Annotated in this window: 16 protein-coding genes and 3 tRNA genes; 1 reads left to right on the top strand and 18 read right to left on the bottom strand. The window is 42.5% G+C overall.

The genetic code is table 11. The features are described 5' to 3' along the window. Positions 1 to 146: 146 nt before the first annotated feature. The 10 genes from I3257_RS08925 to I3257_RS08880 all read right to left on the bottom strand — a co-directional run bounded on the left by I3257_RS08925 (position 147) and on the right by I3257_RS08880 (position 10708). Positions 147 to 458, bottom strand: a complete 312-nt coding sequence (locus I3257_RS08925) for a transposase (RefSeq protein WP_025650617.1) — start codon at positions 456 to 458, stop codon at positions 147 to 149. Positions 459 to 510: 52 nt separating this feature from the next. After that, on the bottom strand, positions 511 to 1857 hold the full coding sequence (locus tag I3257_RS08920) for a hypothetical protein (protein ID WP_238049486.1): 1347 nt from the start codon (positions 1855 to 1857) through the stop codon (positions 511 to 513). A 122-nt stretch (positions 1858 to 1979) separates the two neighbouring features. Next, the gene (locus I3257_RS08915; protein ID WP_238049484.1) at positions 1980 to 2798 is read right to left on the bottom strand and encodes a pilus assembly PilX N-terminal domain-containing protein; all 819 of its coding nucleotides are present in this window, start codon (positions 2796 to 2798) and stop codon (positions 1980 to 1982) included. A 77-nt stretch (positions 2799 to 2875) separates the two neighbouring features. Then, positions 2876 to 3916, bottom strand: a complete 1041-nt coding sequence (locus I3257_RS08910) for a PilW family protein (RefSeq protein WP_238049483.1) — start codon at positions 3914 to 3916, stop codon at positions 2876 to 2878. Next, a complete protein-coding gene (gene pilV / locus I3257_RS08905; protein WP_238049481.1) occupies positions 3916 to 4422 on the bottom strand; it encodes a type IV pilus modification protein PilV in 507 nt (168 codons plus the stop codon). Before pilV ends, I3257_RS08910 begins: the two co-directional genes overlap by 1 nt. Then, a complete protein-coding gene (locus I3257_RS08900; protein ID WP_238049479.1) occupies positions 4422 to 4904 on the bottom strand; it encodes a GspH/FimT family pseudopilin in 483 nt (160 codons plus the stop codon). Before I3257_RS08900 ends, pilV begins: the two co-directional genes overlap by 1 nt. Positions 4905 to 5272: 368 nt before the next feature. Then, positions 5273 to 6124, bottom strand: a complete 852-nt coding sequence (locus I3257_RS08895) for a ComF family protein (RefSeq protein WP_238049478.1) — start codon at positions 6122 to 6124, stop codon at positions 5273 to 5275. Between the two features lie 33 nt (positions 6125 to 6157). Continuing rightward, positions 6158 to 7585, bottom strand: coding sequence for a phospholipase A (locus I3257_RS08890; RefSeq protein ID WP_238049477.1), 1428 nt, complete (start codon positions 7583 to 7585; stop codon positions 6158 to 6160). A gap of 359 nt (positions 7586 to 7944) precedes the next feature. After that, complete coding sequence (locus I3257_RS08885; protein WP_238049476.1) at positions 7945 to 10077, bottom strand: protein-disulfide reductase DsbD domain-containing protein; 2133 nt, start codon at positions 10075 to 10077, stop codon at positions 7945 to 7947. A 67-nt stretch (positions 10078 to 10144) separates the two neighbouring features. After that, a complete protein-coding gene (locus tag I3257_RS08880) occupies positions 10145 to 10708 on the bottom strand; it encodes a protein-disulfide reductase DsbD domain-containing protein (protein WP_238049475.1) in 564 nt (187 codons plus the stop codon). Between I3257_RS08880 and I3257_RS08875 the strand changes: the two genes are divergently transcribed. Further along, positions 10707 to 10883 carry a hypothetical protein gene (locus I3257_RS08875; protein WP_238049474.1) on the top strand — a complete coding sequence of 59 codons (177 nt, stop codon included), beginning with the start codon at positions 10707 to 10709 and terminating at the stop codon, positions 10881 to 10883. The genes I3257_RS08880 and I3257_RS08875 overlap by 2 nt on opposite strands. An 88-nt stretch (positions 10884 to 10971) precedes the next feature. Here the strand turns inward: I3257_RS08875 and gspG are convergent, their stop codons facing one another. The 8 genes from gspG to I3257_RS08835 form a co-directional block, all read right to left on the bottom strand. Further along, positions 10972 to 11391, bottom strand: a complete 420-nt coding sequence (gene gspG / locus I3257_RS08870) for a type II secretion system major pseudopilin GspG (protein WP_045443801.1) — start codon at positions 11389 to 11391, stop codon at positions 10972 to 10974. A 683-nt stretch (positions 11392 to 12074) separates the two neighbouring features. Further along, positions 12075 to 13277 carry a type II secretion system inner membrane protein GspF gene (gene gspF, locus I3257_RS08865; protein WP_238049473.1) on the bottom strand — a complete coding sequence of 401 codons (1203 nt, stop codon included), beginning with the start codon at positions 13275 to 13277 and terminating at the stop codon, positions 12075 to 12077. A gap of 81 nt (positions 13278 to 13358) precedes the next feature. Beyond that, positions 13359 to 14426, bottom strand: coding sequence for a hypothetical protein (locus I3257_RS08860; RefSeq protein WP_238049472.1), 1068 nt, complete (start codon positions 14424 to 14426; stop codon positions 13359 to 13361). A gap of 291 nt (positions 14427 to 14717) precedes the next feature. Then, the gene (locus I3257_RS08855) at positions 14718 to 15653 is read right to left on the bottom strand and encodes an AraC family transcriptional regulator (protein ID WP_045452534.1); all 936 of its coding nucleotides are present in this window, start codon (positions 15651 to 15653) and stop codon (positions 14718 to 14720) included. Positions 15654 to 16185: 532 nt separating this feature from the next. Beyond that, a tRNA-His gene (locus I3257_RS08850) sits at positions 16186 to 16261 on the bottom strand. 39 nt (positions 16262 to 16300) lie between these two features. Beyond that, positions 16301 to 16377: transfer RNA gene (locus I3257_RS08845), tRNA-Arg, on the bottom strand. Between the two features lie 96 nt (positions 16378 to 16473). Beyond that, a tRNA-Pro gene (locus I3257_RS08840) sits at positions 16474 to 16550 on the bottom strand. A 243-nt stretch (positions 16551 to 16793) separates the two neighbouring features. Beyond that, positions 16794 to 18389, bottom strand: coding sequence for an McrC family protein (locus I3257_RS08835; protein WP_238049471.1), 1596 nt, complete (start codon positions 18387 to 18389; stop codon positions 16794 to 16796). Positions 18390 to 18400: the final 11 nt, after the last annotated feature.

The raw sequence follows: 18400 nt of genomic DNA, 5'->3' as shown, positions 1-18400 counted from the left end.
TTGACGTATCAAGGCTTTGAGTTTGACACGTTCAATATCGATAGGCTTAGTCTGTGTGCCATAGTAGTAGCTGCTTTTAATGATGCCAAATAAGTCACATAGTCGGCGTTTACTGACGCTTTTGTCTTGCTCTGCAAGCTTGCTTATCAGCGATAGCCGTTCAGGCTGTCCAAGGCCAGCAGAGCAGAAGCCTTTTTTAATATGTCGCGCTCCATAGTGAGTCGCTTAACCTGCTTACGCAATTCTTGTAGCTCGCGTTGTTCATCCGTTAAAGCGTTGCCGACTTTAGGTGCTTGGCCATTCGTTTCTTGTCGATACTGACTCAGCCATTTCTGCAGGGTGGATTTGCCAATGCCAAGTGAGCTTGCTACATCAGGTATTTTACGCTTATGCTCAGTCACTAAGCTGATGGCTTCAAGCTTGAATTCTCGGGTATATTGATTGCGATTGTTGGTCATACTAGTTTCCTTCTTTGGGTTATTATAACCTCTTAGAAGCTGTCCAATTTTATTATGCCACTACAATGTCTAAGGGTTCTTGAGAGACCTTCATCCAGCCACCATAGCGCCAACCAACCGGTAACTTACTATACGTTTCCCATAAGTTATTCATGGTTACATTAGAGCCTGTAAGTGTCTTTAACTGCGCCTTAAACTCGGTTTGATTGGGTATCTTTATCCAACCTCCTGTAACAGCATCAGGACGAAAAACACCATTATTACTATTATTGTTATTGAAATTTCCCGCCGCAGTAGTTTTTTGCCCACTATCATAACCCGGCCAATTATTAGCACATTGTTTGACTGTAGCACCGATAGCGACGGCGTCCTGTGTGGTACCTAATTCCACACAAACGAAATATACTTGTTCATCATTGTTGACTGATTTTTGCTTAACCATGTAGCCATCGTAAACAATTTTTATATTCGATATACCGCTTAGGCTGCTATCGACCCCAGTACCTGTACCCAACATATAAGCACCGGCTTCTGCATAGGCATGAGCAGTAGGGGTACCACTCGATACTTTAGTAATATCTGTAGGATAGGTACTACTTGAGAGCTTTAGATCAGGGTTTGAAGTACCATCTTCATTGGTTATGGTATCAAGTGATTTAAACTGAATTAAGGCACGAGCAATTTTTTTGCGTTGCTCAATAGTGAGCGGCGCAGCCGGTACTAGGATACGACCAGAGTGGCCATCAACTAGCTTATTAGTTGCCGTGCCAATATTAAGATCAGTTTTAGATGAGAAGTGTCCAAGCCCCATATATACCGTATTGCTGATCTGATCACTTGCCAATAGTGGCAATAATGCATCTTTTAAGCGAGATAATCGGTCAAGTTGTTGAACTTCACCTTTTTTACAACCGCGTACGTAATAAGGGAAAGGCTCACCGCCGATAGTAACGCTTTTAAGAATTGAGGTTTTACCACCAGTCGAGGCATCAGTAAGGTTGTAAGCCCATTCATAGATCTTATTTTTAGTTCTTCTATCAGCCGCAAATTCATCTACGCCAACACGAGAGCACAAAGGGCTATCAACATCACCAGGACTACCGTAGGGATTCACTTTCGGTAATACTAAGGAGCTGATACCCATAGATCCTGAAGTATCAATCATCATCATGAGATTGGTACGAGCAGTCGCTGCTGGCTGATAAATGCTCAAATCACCAATACGACTGACCTCTCCCTGTTGATTGACTGCTGCTTGCGCTATGCTCATGCACATGACACCTAATACTGCTGCACTCAAACTTGAAGTACGCAACCATAATTTTTTGGCTTTTTGAATATCAAATTTATTAGCTATCACCACTGGACTATTATCACAATTGGGAGTCTTAAGTTTCACGATGTTATCTCCTGAGCACGGCCATAATAGACGTGTGGGTATAAATATAGTATTTAGCATCAGCTATCAATTTCAATAGCTACAGTTGAGCCATACAAGCTTTAATGACGCTTATGTTGCTATCAGCTGTCTCTACATAATGGGTTGGCGCTACCTGTTTTGGTACTATTACCATAATAGGTACAATAATCACTGCTTTGGATATTGGCTACATCGACTTGTTCTACTAACATTTTACTAGGAATGTTATTATCGGTCATGCATTTCGTAACATCATCCACACTATCTGAAGCATTTTTTCCAAAACATTCTTTTACTTTGTCGTCTTTAGCATTCCCGTATGCAGGTAATACTGAAGTCGAATAAATATCAAAAGTATACATTTTTGAAGTTTCTTCTTTGGAATCTGAACCCAAAGTCATGTGCTCAAAAGCGCCATTATTAGCAGTGGCGCTAACGTTTTTTATCATCACTTGCGTCATCGTAGTATTACGATTGTTGGTATAGTCTGTAGCATTAGTCGGATCACAGTAGCCTGTTGTATTGTTCACTATTTTGCCTGCACCACGGCGTATAACGGCATTATCAATATTAAAGAAAGCAGAACGTGGTCGATAACAAAAATCAATAATATCATCGTCGTTATTGCCTAAGAAATAATAGCCAAATATGCCAGTAATACCCATAATTTGCTTATACTGTTCATCAGTTGGAAGCCCATTGACAGACATCTCAATCTTGTTATTAACACTATCAGAAGACTGCAGTAGCACCGTATTGATCTGATCGCTATTGGCGAGCTTTAAGTCAGTACTGCTATTACGTACTGCGATCGCACCAACAAGTATGATCAACGTCAAAAACAGTAACACCACAATCAATACTGCGCCACGCTGATCGGATGCTATTGAAGGATAAGCGTGAGATCTATTGATATTCATGGCTAACGCCCTTTATTAATATGAATCAGCAAAAACAAGCAGGTTTGGTGATATTTACTTTATTGATGAGACTCTGCCTACGGAGCACTGCTACTATCAATGGTACGTATCACACGTGCATTACGAAGTAAGATATTTGACTCATAAACTCGTCTTAGATGTTTAGGCGCATCCGCCTGTGGCTTGAGCGTCTGATTTTCCCCAAATATAACAAAAGTCTCAGCACTGTCATTGGGACTATTGGCATTACTACGAGCCAATATAGCCAGCCTAACATTAGTAATATTAGGCTTTGTACCGCTCAGTGCCATGTAGTCTTTAACCGTCATATCAGCATATTGATAGCTCAATGCACCACCTGTAACAACAGACTTTTGAATACCTAGACGAATATTAAACTGGTCGATATTTTCAATAATAGTTACACCAGTACCGTTGCGTCCGAAATCTCTAATTCTTTCATTTATCACACGTCCAGACTCACAGTTGAGATTAAGATTCTCTCTATCTTTGCGAGTTTTAATAGTACCTTTTGTTATGAAATAACGAGCAACTACATGTTCGCCTGGATCAATGTCCTTACCTTCACAGTCATAAAGCCTTCGCCCAGTGGTGTTGGTATATTGAATGGTCAATTGATCGCTATTCACGTCTGTATTGGTCAGTGAACCATCCCATCTAGCATTTCTATTTCCCTTAGCTTGCATATCATGACTCCTAGTCAAGTAACCATTTTTCAAGTTATTTTTCAACATGATATTGGCATTACTTGAGGCATCATCATCATCATCATCATCATCATCATCATCGCCACCAGAGATTTTTCCAACAGTAAGCACGATACCACCCATAGCAGTGGTGTCAGTGATAGGCGCACCATTATTACCTAAATTGGCCAGTCGTATCTGTGGCTCAATAGACTGTAATCCAAATACTGCTTTGTCCTGAACCTCAGAGCCAGCAGTCTGCATCCGATCAACGCGCTGACTAATAATAAATACTTGTATAACAGCCGCTGATATCAATAGGCCTAAGACCAGTGATATCATTAGCTCAATAAGCGTAAAGCCTTGTTGCTCTTTGCAGTATTTGCTCTGTTGCGGCAAGTTATCATTCATTAATATGTCTCCACAATAACGCAAGTACTGCCACTTTTATAAATGCCAGCAGCATTGGCACAGGCTTTGAGATTGTCATCAGAAAGTTCAGCTACTGTATCTCCCCAAGCCGCTATAACGCATTTGACTTCAGAGAAGTTAGCGGTTCCTGGACAAGTCACCATTTTTACAGCAATGCCAGAGTTTTTTAAGTTATTGAAGGCGACTTTTGACTCATTAATAGCGATCTGTTCAGCAGTACATTTATCATCAGTACAAACTACAGTTGTTGCAGCTGCATCATTGATTGTTGATTGATAAGTATCAATCTGTGGTGAATTCGCGCGCATGTTCTCTGCTAATCCTCGAATGGTGCTCAGCGCTTGAGTACGTATCAAACTCTCATCAGTGGCACTAATAGCTTGGAGTTGTAGAGCGCTAAAACCTAGTACTGCAACTGACAACAGTAAAACAGCAACCATTACTTCTATCAGACCAACGCCCTTCTGTTGACTAAACCGACTCATTAGCATGACCCTCCAAGCTGAGTGTTAACATTGCCTAGCTTACTAACTGTAATTTCTCTTGGACTAGCCGCTTCATTGCTATCACAAATGGTATAAGTTTCATCATCAGCAGTTTTATTAGGTTTAAACTTGATATCATCGTCGCCATCAATGATACTTTTTGCATTATATTGGTAGGTAGCGATTTCATCTTCGTTACTACCATTGTCAACTTTAATCATAATAGTATGAGATTCATCATCATAAGACACCTCTATTTCTTGTCGACGTATAACGCTTTCAACTCTGGCTTCTTTTAACGCATTAGCAAGTGTAGCCGTTGTCGATTTGACTCGCTGATTGGCAAGCTGAGTATTAATACTCGGCGCTGCAATACCGACAATAATGGCCAATACTGCAATCGTTACCATCAGTTCAATCAGGGTAAATCCTGAGTTGGTTATTCGTAACGTAAGTGGTAGATTGTTTGTAGATGCGTTCACATCAAATCCCTATTTATAACGGCAATTTTATAATAACTATTGTTTGTCTAATACCAATACTGGACTATAAACATCAACAATGAACTCATATTTTCATATCATTTTTGCCAGTCTTTTTATTGTTATTAAATCAAAATACTGCAATTTTTGTTCCATAATATTTGACAAAAGTTTTGCATAGAAATAACAATAGCCATAGCAGTTATGCAAGCTATTTAGAAAACATCATTTTATAAGCAATACTATTGAGTGATAAGCACAGTATTTTGGAATATCAATAACAAATAAACATATATTATTTTAATAATATAGCGTTAAGGCAACATATTAGCAACATATTAGTGATTATCAATAGAGAGGAACAGATTTTAAGACTGATTTCCATGCGCTAAAGCATAGGCAGAAAGATGGTATTTACGATTGGCTTGAATATCTGACATGGTGACTGTTTCAGACGGGATAAGCAGTGTACGCCCCAATGCTTGTAAACTAGCACCCGTGGTCGCAACATCATCAAACAATAATAAGCGTTTCACAGAAGGCTTTTCGATTAAAACAAAAGCATTGTCTAGATTACTCAGGCGCTCAGCACGTGTAAGCCCTTGCTGACTGACAGTGTCGTCAATACGCTTTACACCATGCCATAAAGGTATCTGCCAATGCTTAGACAATTGTGCGGATAAAATACTGACAGGATCGAAGCCACGTTTGACCAGTCGTTGCTCGGTTGTTGGCATAGCGACAATCACGCTATTATCATGATGACAACCATGAGGACGTGGTAGCTGACGTATAGCATGTAACAATAACGGCAATTTGGTCATGTCTTCATGGTGCTTAAAAGCTCTGATCGCTTGACGCAGCGGATACTCATAATAAGTCGCCGTTTGGATAGATAAAACAGTATCAGAAGCAATATCAACATTGAAGGGTTTTGGCAACCACGCGATACTGTCATGACAATGCGAGCAAAGTAGTCCGCTGTTAAAACGGTGGTTAAATTGCTGGCGCAAATTAGCAAAAAACGAAGGATCATTTGGCAGAGGTTTTAGGGAGTGCGGTATAGAATCAGAGGTTGGCAAGCTACTAATATTTGATAAGAGGTAATTTTGAGATAGCTGAGATTGTGGCGTGCTGCGATAAACACGGCACAACTGGCAGCGTATATCGAGATACTCTGCCAGCCATAGTCCAGTTTGATAAGGCGCTAAGTGACGCATAGAATATCGTCAAAATGCGTATGCATAGTTATATCAGAAACCTTTCCAATCATTCAGTACGATACCAAAACCAATAGAGGTATTTTCGTGGTTATAATCGATGATGGATTCGCCATAGCCTTGGAAAACCTGCACAAAGCCATTAACATTCTCTGATAATGGATAAATATAATCGACTTGCGCCGCCCCTTTATTGGTGCTTGGATTGTAGCGGAATGTACCGCTCAGACTCTGTTGATCAGGCAAGTCATATAAGAATTTGATATCACCGTAACCCATGTAGTCCTCGATATCTGGATTATCTTCACTGCTGCTGCTTTCACTATTCACTCGAGCCCACAGGCGCGGTACGATTGATAGCTTACCCCACTCTGCCCCTGCCATGAGATAAGCACGGTTCCATGAGCGTGATAATGGATCATCTTGTCCATTAGAATGATGAATGGCACCAGCACCAAGCATACGAAGACGACCACCAAAAGGTAAATCTGCTGTCACTGGCTGAGTCAAAAATATTTCAGGCTGATAGTCGGTGGCACGGAATGGTCGCGAGTTGTCTTCGTTATAAACTTGCCAATGTGACTCTTGGGTATAACCAAACCACAAATCAGCACTGGTATCGAATAAGTCTTCGGCAACTTTGGTCTTCAAAGACAACTGAAATTTTAGTTCAGTATTGCGTATGTCATTAGAAGAAAAGGACTCAGTTTCCTGTGACGGCGTGCTTGGATCTAGGTTAGGGTCAAAGGTATAAAATACTGGCAATACATAGGTTGGTCGGTACGGCCTTACCGTCCAAGTTCCACGCTCACTGTTTTTATCGAGATCATAGGATAAACTAAGCGGTGTATATTTTTCGATATCTGTTTGAGTGACACCAACATTTTCTAAAACTTGTGCTTCTCTTTGCGTTAGCCCAACGGTGTCTAAACCTTCATTAGTAGCAGGTGCGCGCGCAACTGAGTCAGTAGCGGCATTATTAGCACCAGCAATGGTAGACTTTTCTTCTACAAAGACAACTTGCGGATTACCTGAAAGCGTACTTTGAAAGGTTTTTGCCAAATCTACTGGCTGCTTAGTTGTGGTGTAGCTCGGTGTTTTACCTTCTTCGGCTACTTTGTCAAAGCAAGCCAAACGTGCGGCACTGGTCTGTACTTGGGTACATTCAAAAAACAATTTTGCTTGCTGAGCGATAAATTCTTTACTGACTACTTGGCGATCTTGCGCAGCTGTATTGGCATCCTGTGACACCTGATAATCTTCAAACTCAAACGCTGCCTCCGGTACTGGTAACTCATTATCGCTCTGAGTTTTATCGGCAGCTTGGACTTGCACGGTCAAGCAGGTTAACGCTAGACCAACAGCAATATTCAAATAATGCTTTCTTGTCTGAAATAAAGTGTTTTTGCGCGCGGTAATAAGAGGCATAGGGCGGCGCTGTGCGGTGATATGGGAAAACATAAGTGTCCTTTATCTAACTGACATTATCGCCAGCAGAGTATATAAGATAATGAGTATGACCATTAGCGTCATCGCTAAAATAAACCCAATGACATTCAGACATAGAAGTCAGCAATTACAACGAGTAATGCGCCTTCAGCATTGTTGCTTTATTGTAATGAAAATGTGTGTACTATACTAGTCTTATCGCTGCCCTATACCAATGTAAATATCAATAATCAACGCTAAACCAAATGCTTAGCGTCAGGATGATAAGTAACCATTGGTAAAAATAGAAGAGCCAACGTACTGTATGAATAGTACATTGGCTCTTTTGTATTGTTAAGCCTTTAGAAAAGACTTATTCATTTTATTAAGTATCAGTTATTAAGCATCGTCAACGTTTGCTCAAATTCTGGACGATCAATCTCACCTACTTGTTGATTGGTCAACTGACCGTCTTGATAATACAGCAATGCTGGCGGGCCAAACAATTTATAGCGCGCTAAGATTGCTTTAGAATCGTCAGTGGTTTCTGTTATATCCAGTCTCACCAACTGCCAATCCTGCATCTGCGCTGGACGATTATGAAATAAGTTTTTATCCATAATACGGCACTCGATACACCATTCAGCAGTGACATCGACAAGCACTTTAGGGTTGGCGGCGATAATGGCATCTAACTCAGTCAGCGTTGTGACGGTTTTATCTGTTGTATTACTCATGGCTGGCTGACCAGTCGTCTGCATCATCGGAGCAGCACTTAAAGATGCCAGCGGATGCAAACTATCATCGTTACCCAACGCCGCGCCAATGATTAAACATGTTGCCCAAATGCCAGCGATTAACCCCAATGCTTGGGTCAGCATACGACCTTTACCCAACCAACTCCATGCCCACATCGCTACAACCATAAACCATAACGCCCATACCATTAGCATCACGGGTGAGATAAAAACGCGCTCAATTAATAATAAAGCAACGGCAAAGAGCAATAAGGCAAAACCTTGCTTGACCCAGTTCATCCACGCGCCCGCTTTCGGCATAATTTTACCTTGGGTGGCACCAATTAAGATAAGCGGTGCGGATAAACCAAAACCCAGCATAAATAAAGCCGCAAAACCCAGTAATGGACTACCAATCGTCGATACGGCAAGCAGTGCCCCAAACAATGGCGCAGAAACACAAGGCGATACGACGAGCGCAGATAAGAAACCCGCGATTAAACTACCGCCCGTACTACCCAGCTTACTATCCCCCGCTTGACTCAAGCCTTGCATTTTATTACTAATAAGTCTCGGTAAGCGGATACTAAACACACCCAGCATATATAGTGCAAGTAGGACAAAAACAATCGCAAAACCAATCAGGATAATGGGGTTTTGTAGCCAGCCGATAATGCCTAATGATTCACCAAACACGGCGATAACTGCGCCCAAAATACCATAAGCTGTTGCCACGCCAATAGCGTAACTGGTGGTGAGAATAACACCGCGTTTCACCGTTGGGTTTTCCTCACGGGCAACGATATTGGCAACGATTGGCAACATTGGTAGTACGCATGGTGTCAATGCCAAACCCAGCCCTGCTAAAAACAATAATACCAATGCCAACCAAGGATGAGAAGCCAGACCAAAAGGATCGCTATCAGTGGCATTATCTCCAGCAACAGTATTGTTGGTTGTCGCAGAAACCTCACTTGTCGCAGTGCCATCGACGCCTTGTTCATCTGCGCCAGAAATCGTATTGGTAGCGCCAAGCTCTCCCTCTAAAGCCTCATCATCCAACAAGGCGTAATCAATCACCCCATCATCAGTCAGCGCTTGCTCTGCTGCAAGACTATCGGCAACCGTCGCACTTGACTCGGCGGTGTTGTCATTATCTGTCAGACTATTATTAGCAGCCTCTTGAGTAGAAGTACTGGCGCTATTTTCTGCAATTTGTGACGTTGTAGCAGCGATATCAATCGTCGTTTTAATTTTTTCAGGTGGATAGCATAGCCCTGCTTTGGCACAGCCTTGCCAGCCAATCACCACGGCGGCATCGTTGACGCTTTTACCACTACTACTGCTCAAGGTCGTCGTAGCCACCATATTCGCTTGGTCAAACACCAGTACTTTTCCGAATGTTGGATCATCGATTGAAACTGGCTTTTGACTAAAGGTAAAAGGCGCAGCGGTCACGCCAGCTGGCAACGTCAGTTTGATTTGGTCTTTATAAACATAATGCTCAGGCGTAATGTCAAAATTAATGGCTAAGCGCGTGCCATTATTGGTAGCTTTACTGCTATCGCTGACTTGGAAGGCTTTGTCGACTGGTAAAAACTTCGTCTGTGCCGCATTTTTATCACTGCTAAATAAATCACCCAGCCCTGCCGCATGAGTCATCATGGGCATCGCAGCCAGTCCTGTAAACAACGAGCTACTAGAGACCGCAAATGCTAGTAGATAAGATTTTTTGGACGAGCGATGTACCGTTAGCGATGGTTTTTTTTCTATTGTCTTGATGGACATGAAGAGCTACCTATTTATTACCTAATATGCTATTTATTACCAATATTTGAGTCGATCGGCTTATGGTCTATTTGCGTGTCACGGCGATATCTACCGTGGTTTTGATTTTCTCTGGCGGATAGCACAGCCCAGCTTTCGCACAGCCTTGCCAGCCAATGACAATCGGTGCATTTTTTGCGCCTTTACCATTGTTAGTAGTCAGAGTCGTGGTTGCTACCATGTTTTTTTGAGTAAAAACGGGAACCTTACCAAAGGTTGGGTCGTCAATGGAGACCGGCGACTGACTAAAAGTAAAAGGGGTTGCACTCACGCCCTTAGGAAAACTGAGAGTAAGCTGATCTTTATAGACATAATGACCTGGCGTAATATCAAAATTAATAGATAAGCGCGTGCCCTTAGACGTGGCTTTGGTGCTGCTAATAACTTGAAACGCTTTATCGACAGGCAAAAACTTCGATTTTGCGGCACCATTATTAGCAAACAACTCGCCCAAACCTGCAGCTTGAGCGCTCATAGATGTCATCGACAACCCTACCATCAATGAAGTACTCATAATTGCAAGTGCGTGAGGCAACTTAGAGACTCGTTTATTTGTAATGACGGCTTGTGAATTGAGTTTGTTGGTAAACATGAGTAATGACCTCTACTGGCTGATTTTAATGACAAATGAGCGGGGCGATATGACTGGTATCAAACGTATAGCTTATTGGAAAAATGGATGGTTTGACATTATCTATGGAATGCCACGCCATTTATTTACTGATATAAAAATATCAACCAATAAGGTCTTATTGGTTGATATTTAAGAGCATTAGAGCGACCGTCACCAATAAACATACTATTGAGTAAGGGATCGTTAGCTACCCATATTTTAATTACCCGTCAAGCTAGTGCTTATAATTGGGCATAAAGATCAGCATCTTGACCTTCGCCGCCTTGCTGGCCATCTGCACCCAGCGAGAATAAATCATAAGGACGACCTTCACTGCCTGGGGCGACATATTGCATCTCGTTTTCCCAGCCATCTGTTGGATAGCCGCCTTTGATATAACCACCATCTGGGTAGTTTTTGGCCTCTGCTGGCGGTGTGGTTAATGCTTCTAGACCTTGTGCGGTAGTCGGATAGCGCGAATTATCAACCTTATACATATCAAGGGCGTTGGATACTGTAGCAAGCGCTGTTTCAGTGGTCTTGACACGAGCTTTATCACTTTGTCCCACCACTTTCGGGACAACTAAGCCCGCAAGAATTGCCAAGATTACAATCACGACCATGATCTCGATCAGAGTAAATCCAGACTGGTTATTACGCATAGGCAGTGGCTGACGTGCTCTTGTAGGAGCTGGCTTGTTGGCACTCATGGCACTTATTGGCATAGTAGTTACTTGAATTTTGTCAATTATAGTCATCGCTTTTGTCATCGCTTTTGTCATCGCTTTTGGCATCAAGGTGATGTGAATAGGAAAAGTGGCGTTCAAGTAACATTAATAATCGGCAATGATCGGCGTATTAATGAGCACTGAAACGATTATCACTATAAACCATGATTTTATTTTTATCTAGGGCGTGTCCGCAATTCAATCGTTTACTTTCTAAATGGGCTAAAAATAGCTAAATTTTGCCAAACATCGTCAAATAGCTTGTTAATATCTCGATATTATTTGCGCTACTTTCCTTGTTTGACGGTAATTTATCTCATTTTTATCACCATTTTTAAAATAAGGACACGTCCTAGCACCGCAAGTAGATTGTTATGAACACTGACTTTTATAAGCATCAATACTGAAGCACAGCATGATGAGTAATATTTATAAGGATAACTTTTGATTGACGCTTACTATAGCTTGATGGCTGGCTTTACCCTAATAAAAACGTGACTCAGTCAACAATCTACAACAGTAAGCAAATCTTAAGAAAGCTAGCGTAATATTTAGTAAGATGGCTACAATAGAAATGTGAGCGGGAGGCACACAAGCTCAGAAGATTTGAGTATTTATTATCCTGCTAGATCATTCATATTTACAATCGGCAGCATCACTGCCATCACGATAATCATGACTACCACGCCCATCAGCACTAGCATCAACGGCTCAAGTAACGACAACAAGGTACTGATAAAGTTAGTGGCTTCCGCTTCCTGCATATTGGCGGCGCGGCTGAGCATGTTTTCAAGCTCGCCTGAGTTTTCGCCACTTTTAATCATTTGCACCATCATCGGCGGAAAGTAACTGGACTTTTCTAATTGACTCGATAAACTTGAGCCTTCCGTCACCCTATCAGCCGCAGTGATGATGGTTTTTTGAATGTGTAAATTGGTCGTCACCGCCGCACCAATATGCAATGCCTCAATTAACGGCACCCCTGAGCGTACCAATATCGCCAATGTACTGGCAAAACGTGCTGCATTCAGCCCTTTTGATAACCGCGCCAATATCGGTAGTCTTAGCACGATGCTGTCTATCGCTAACTTACCCGCTTGCGTCTGCGCAAAACGATAAAACAAAAATGCCGTTCCTGACAATACTAGCAGCATCAGCCACCACCACTGAGTAATAAGGTTAGATAGGCTAAGAACAATTTGGGTAATGAGCGGTAGCGCTTGCTCAGATTGCTCAAACACTTTGACAATTTTGGGCACCACAAAACTCATCAAGCCCATAATCACGCCGACTGCCATCACCATCAGCACAATCGGATAAACCATCGCGCCTTGGATTTTCTTTTGCAATGCAAAGCGGTTTTCGGTGTAATCTGCCAACTGGTTCAAGATTAAATCCAAGTGACCTGACTTTTCCCCTGCCGCAATGGTCGCGATATATAGTGGTGGAAAACTGGCGGCTTGCTGCAATGCTCGCGCCAAGCTCAAACCTTCTAACACATGCGAGCGCACGGCAAGCATGAGAGATTTAATATGGGTTTTTGGTGATTGTTTGACGACGGCGGCAAGCGTTTCCTCTAACGGAATACCCGCTGCCAATAATACCGACAATTGACGGGTCAGCAATGCCAGCTCGTAAGCAGACGGTTTTTTATAGCGGTTTTTATTCTGGTTTTGTCTGTCATTGACGGCACTGACTTCAACGGGCGTCCATTGTTTATCACGCAGCTGCTGGCGAACTTGCCGCGCAGAATCGCCTTCGAGCAAGCCTTTTTGCACACTGCCATGGTCATCTAACGCTTTATAATGATAAGCGGGCATAGCAGCGAATATCCTAAAGTGGTCAACAAGAAAAAGTAATAAACAAGGACTTGTAAAGGCGGTCTATCGAGATTTAATGGCTTAAAAAAGCGGCGTAGAATCGCTACTGTCTGGCATCAAACCTTGCAATAACAAAACATCTAAGTGCTGCTGCTGCAGTTTTTTATCGAAGTCGTTGACCTCAGCAATGAGCATTCTCTCGATACGCTTGTCACTGGCAAAGACACTCAATCGCGCACAGATAACTGCCAATTGATAAATACGTTTTTTACAGTAGCCATCCAGCCCTTGTAGCAGTCTAACCATGTATGGCGTCTCAAGACTGGCGTAATCGTAATCAGCTATAACCTGCGGACCAAGTGCCGTAACACCATAGCTAATAGATAGATGGGCACAAAAATAACAGCTGAATAAGTAGCCAACGACATGTCCAATATAATAGCCGCGATCATAGGTAAAACTACTCACGCCGAAGTGCCCAAGCACATAGCTATTTAGACTGCCTTGATCACGAATAGGCTTACTGTTCTTTAATTTGCCAACGGTGGCAAAGCATAGCGGATTTCGCCCATCCTGAGTGGTCAATTGCCAACCTGCTGGCTGCTGAGCTGGCATATGACGGACAATATCAGCGATGATGTCATCGACCACATGCAGCTGCTGCCAAAGACGCTCTAATCCATCGGTATCCATCAAGCCGCGTTTATCAAGCTGCTGTGCCAACAAGTATTGCTGATGTTCTACGAATTGTGATTTGAGCGTTTGTACCAAATAAGTAGGTCGCGTGGCAGCGGATGCCATATATAATAATCGCGTACGCTCATGCTGGGTACGATACAGTGCCACACGCTGCTCGGCAATATTCATCTCGCTAGCAGCAGGCTGTTGCACCGTGCTATGGGTATTAGACAACTCATCAGCTGCGCCTTTAACGACCTCTTTAACGACTGTCTCTTTAACAACTGCCTCTTCAATATCTGGCAGCGTAAACAGTGCCAATAACATGGCTTTGTCAAGTGTCGCACCCGCCTTGTCTTTTCGACCACGCTTGACGTTGCTTGGATTCATATCGCTTTGTTTTTTAGCGGACACAGCTGAGCCTTGTTGGCTATTGGCTCCTGCGCGTGGCTTTGCGGTCGGTTCAGTCATAACATACCATCAGCAGCAAAAATAAATATCATTTAGAACAAACGATCTGACCACCATACAGTGACATATCTTACGCTAAAAACAAGCGTTTGCGCCTAGATGACTCATTATTCCATAGTACCTGAACACAAGCACATTGTCAGCTGTCCATCGTCAAAATACTCCGTGTCGACACCTGTCAACCATAGACGAAATATCTCCATAAAAGTCTCATACTTCACCATGAGAAAACAAAAAAGCGTTAAGGGCCTAATGGCAACCTTAACGCTTTTATGGTGTATTAACGATACGTTATGCGATGTTTTCTTGTTGATATTGTTGGCGATAGGCTTTTGGTGATACCCCATAAACGCGCTTGAATGCTTGACTAAAGGTCGAGTCTGACGCATAGCCAACCAACTCACTGATACGGCCAATACTGTTTTGCTGCAAGCGTAGATAACGGGCCGCCAAGCGCAAGCGATAATCAATGAGATAGGTCAACGGCGGCATACCAACTGTATCTTTAAAGCGCTGCGCAAAGCTTGAGCGTGACATTCCTGCGACTTCAGCCAGCTTATGAATAGTCCAGTTTTGATTGGGCGCTTGATGCATCGCTGCTAACGCCTTGGTCAAAAACGGGTCTTTCATGGCTTTTAGCCAATTTTCTGTGGCCTCAGGCAAACTTTCAATATAAACCCGCAAACATTCAATCATCATAATACTTGCCCAATGATTGATGATTGCAGTCTTGCCCATGCGCTCACGCTCGGCTTCTAAGGTCAGCAGCTTAATCTCGACATCAATGACCTCAAACCTACCGTCAGACTCATCGTTGATTTCAGGCAAAATCGCAGGCAGCACAGACAACAAAGGACGTATCATTTCTTTATCATACTTGCATTCAATCAATATCAAAGACGAGTTAGGATCACCGTTGCCATCGATATCAAGGGTGTTTTCCTTACAATGAGTCAGCAACTCATCTAGCGGTAGCGCATCGTCACCATTATGATCTAAGGCATAGCTCACATGCTTATGAGCACTGGGAATCATAATCATATCGCCTGCGTGCGCCTGTCGCAAACCATTGCCGACATCGATGCAAAAGCTCCCAGACATCACTAAATAAAACAAAATCGTATCTTGTCTAGTGATGGAATAAGACCAATTACCAGTCCCATTCAAACGATAATACTTGGTTTCAAACAAATGCACGTTTTGTAGCAATACGCTCAATGCGTCCATCAATCACTTCCTCAATAATATAAGATCCATAGCAGCGCATCTCAGACAAGCACTCACATCCCTACTACGGTCTTAGGCTTACTTAATCTATTCAATATATTTTTTAACTGACCTTTGGTTTTCTTAACACTCGTATCATCTTCAATGAATCACTTCTTAATGGATGACCTAATATATCAACGGGCTTTAAGACCTTATCATGATGCATCACTAAAAGCGTTGCCTTTGTTATTCTATATTTTGCTATTCTATATAAAGGCGGTTAAAGAATAACAAAGCAGGTTTAAGGCACGTACAGAGATAGCGAGCGTCTCAAAAGAGAACCCATAATAAAAATAAATGAGACAAAAGGCCAGTAAATCAATAGACAATCAAAGGGCTGATGAGTCTATAAATTTTAATCGCAGGGGGTAAGATAGGTTAAAACCAATCATACAGGCACAAAAAAAAGCCAAACATGGCAAGTATTATTATTTAGAATAAGGTTTTTATAATGAGGTAGAACAAGAAGAGGATAATGCAGAATAAAATATGGGGCGACTGATGGGACTCGAACCCACGACAACCGAGATCACAACCCGGGGCTCTACCAACTGAGCTACAACCGCCATAACTATTGCCTAATGAGGCAAGATTTGCAGGCTAAATGGTGCGCCTGGCAGGATTCGAACCTGCGGCCACCTCCTTAGAAGGGAGATGCTCTATCCAGCTGAGCTACAGGCGCTCTTAGAGGACTTTTATATACTAAAGCAAGTTTTAAATATATCAGAAACTAAACCATTATACATAAAAAAAAGCCTGTAAGGCTCTTAAAAATAGATGGTCGGAGTGATAGGATTCGAACCTACGACCCTCTGGTCCCAAACCAGATGCGCTACCAAACTGCGCCACACTCCGAAATTTCTATTATCACGATAGTTTGTTGATTAACTCGTTGTTGGCAATGCCACTAACTTGTTAACGTTCCTTGCTATCGAGGTGCACATATTAAGGGGAAAAGCCGATGGTGTCAACACCTATTTTTAATTAATTTAAAAAAACTGCTAAATTACTTAAAAAACGCTCATTTATCATAAAAACCACTATGACAAATCCTTTTCTCCACGATGCTAAGTGCTACTTACTCATCGACAGCGCTCATTATACTCTATTCCAATCAGGAAGCAAGCTACCGTTTATCGTACCAGTCAGAACATTGAATGGTACGAGCCACAATGGCGCAGGACTCACTTTTTCATCAGTAACATTATGGCTATTATCATGGTTGTTAGGGCCATCAGTTTTTTTATAATCATGCACTTGTTGGCTGAGCACAACTGGTAACCGCTCATTATCTTGTACTGGATAAACCAGCCACACCTGCCCTGCTTGATAGGCCTGAGCGTAACTCATCAGTTGATAAGCATCGCTGGCACTAATGCTGGCTGTCTGCGATAAATGCTTCCATTTAATATCGATGACATGGCTATAGTGACCTTTTTCTCTAGCTTCAATAACCGCAGTGCTACTCTGATTTTGACAATTATCATTAGCATCAGTTTTATATATGAGCAAATCAGGCCGTATGGACAGACATGCGCGCCCTTCTGCATCGGTTAGCCAGATACTTTGCATTTGATATAACGGCTGATATTGTTGACTCACTTGCTGAAACATCGAGGCAATGCGCAGGCTTGCCCATTGCTCAAAGGCTTGATTCATATCAATCAGCAAGCATAAACGCGGAGACGACAGATTTTGCTTGAATGGTTTATTTGGCGCAATACCATTACCTGTTGCCACATTGGACTGCCTTAGTAACCAATAAGCCATATCTAACAACTGCTGAGCAGCCTGTAGTTGCGGTGCTCGAAGCGGTTGCACGGCTAACTGACGCTTTGCTTGCTTGTATATCGACTCTAACTGTGTCAGCTCTTGATAACTCAACGCCGCTACTCGCTGCCAAGCCTGCAAAAATTTAGGCGCATCTGCTTTCGATAGCGTTGATTGAAAAAATAAAGGCGTTAGCAAAATCAACGTGCTCTTAATCAGCCGATTACCTAGCATGTCTTGGCTCAGTATACTGCTCTCACAGACAAACTTATGCGGCTGCATGCTGTTGTGGCGCATTTGTTCTTTGATGAGCAGTCGACCTTGTAGCGATGCTTGATTATCGACCTGCGTCTGATAGTGTTTGCTTGGTCGATAATGAGCCAGCCGCTGCAAAAACTGCGTGATAAGCCAATCTGATAATGGCAGTACGTCTATCGATAGCGGCGACAATTGACTGCTAAATTGACCTAGATTTTTTGTATTGGGTAACTTGTTTTTGGCATGACTGCTATTGGTCAAATCCGATAGCATGTCCTGCACCCATTGGCGAGTTTGCCTGATATCGAGGCGATGACTGGCATGGCGATGACTAGCATTCTGTGAAAGGTATGATTGCTGCGCGACTTGAGCCCTAGAAGTTTTTGCCGCGAGTTTGGGTAATATCTCAAGCGTCATGCCGCTGGGCAGCAAAATAACCCCTATATAATGTCCGACTTTTAACTGCCATTGTCCCTGTCTGCGCTTAATGCTAAAGACCGCAAACTCTTGCGCCATCAACCAATGGAAATCAGATATCCGTAAGAAGTCATGCGCTGTTAAACGCTGGTGTTCAAAAACAGTGATGGTATTTACATCAAATGCATTAACGTTGGCACTATCAATATTATTGGCTATGACTTTATGACTAAAACTATTATTTATCAACGCTGAGCACC

The organism is Psychrobacter sp. Ps7 (genome assembly GCF_022129225.1).
GTDB classification, from domain to species: domain Bacteria; phylum Pseudomonadota; class Gammaproteobacteria; order Pseudomonadales; family Moraxellaceae; genus Psychrobacter; species Psychrobacter immobilis_A.
Note: the sequence above shows the minus strand (reverse complement) of the source record. Positions and strands in the feature narration are given on the sequence as shown.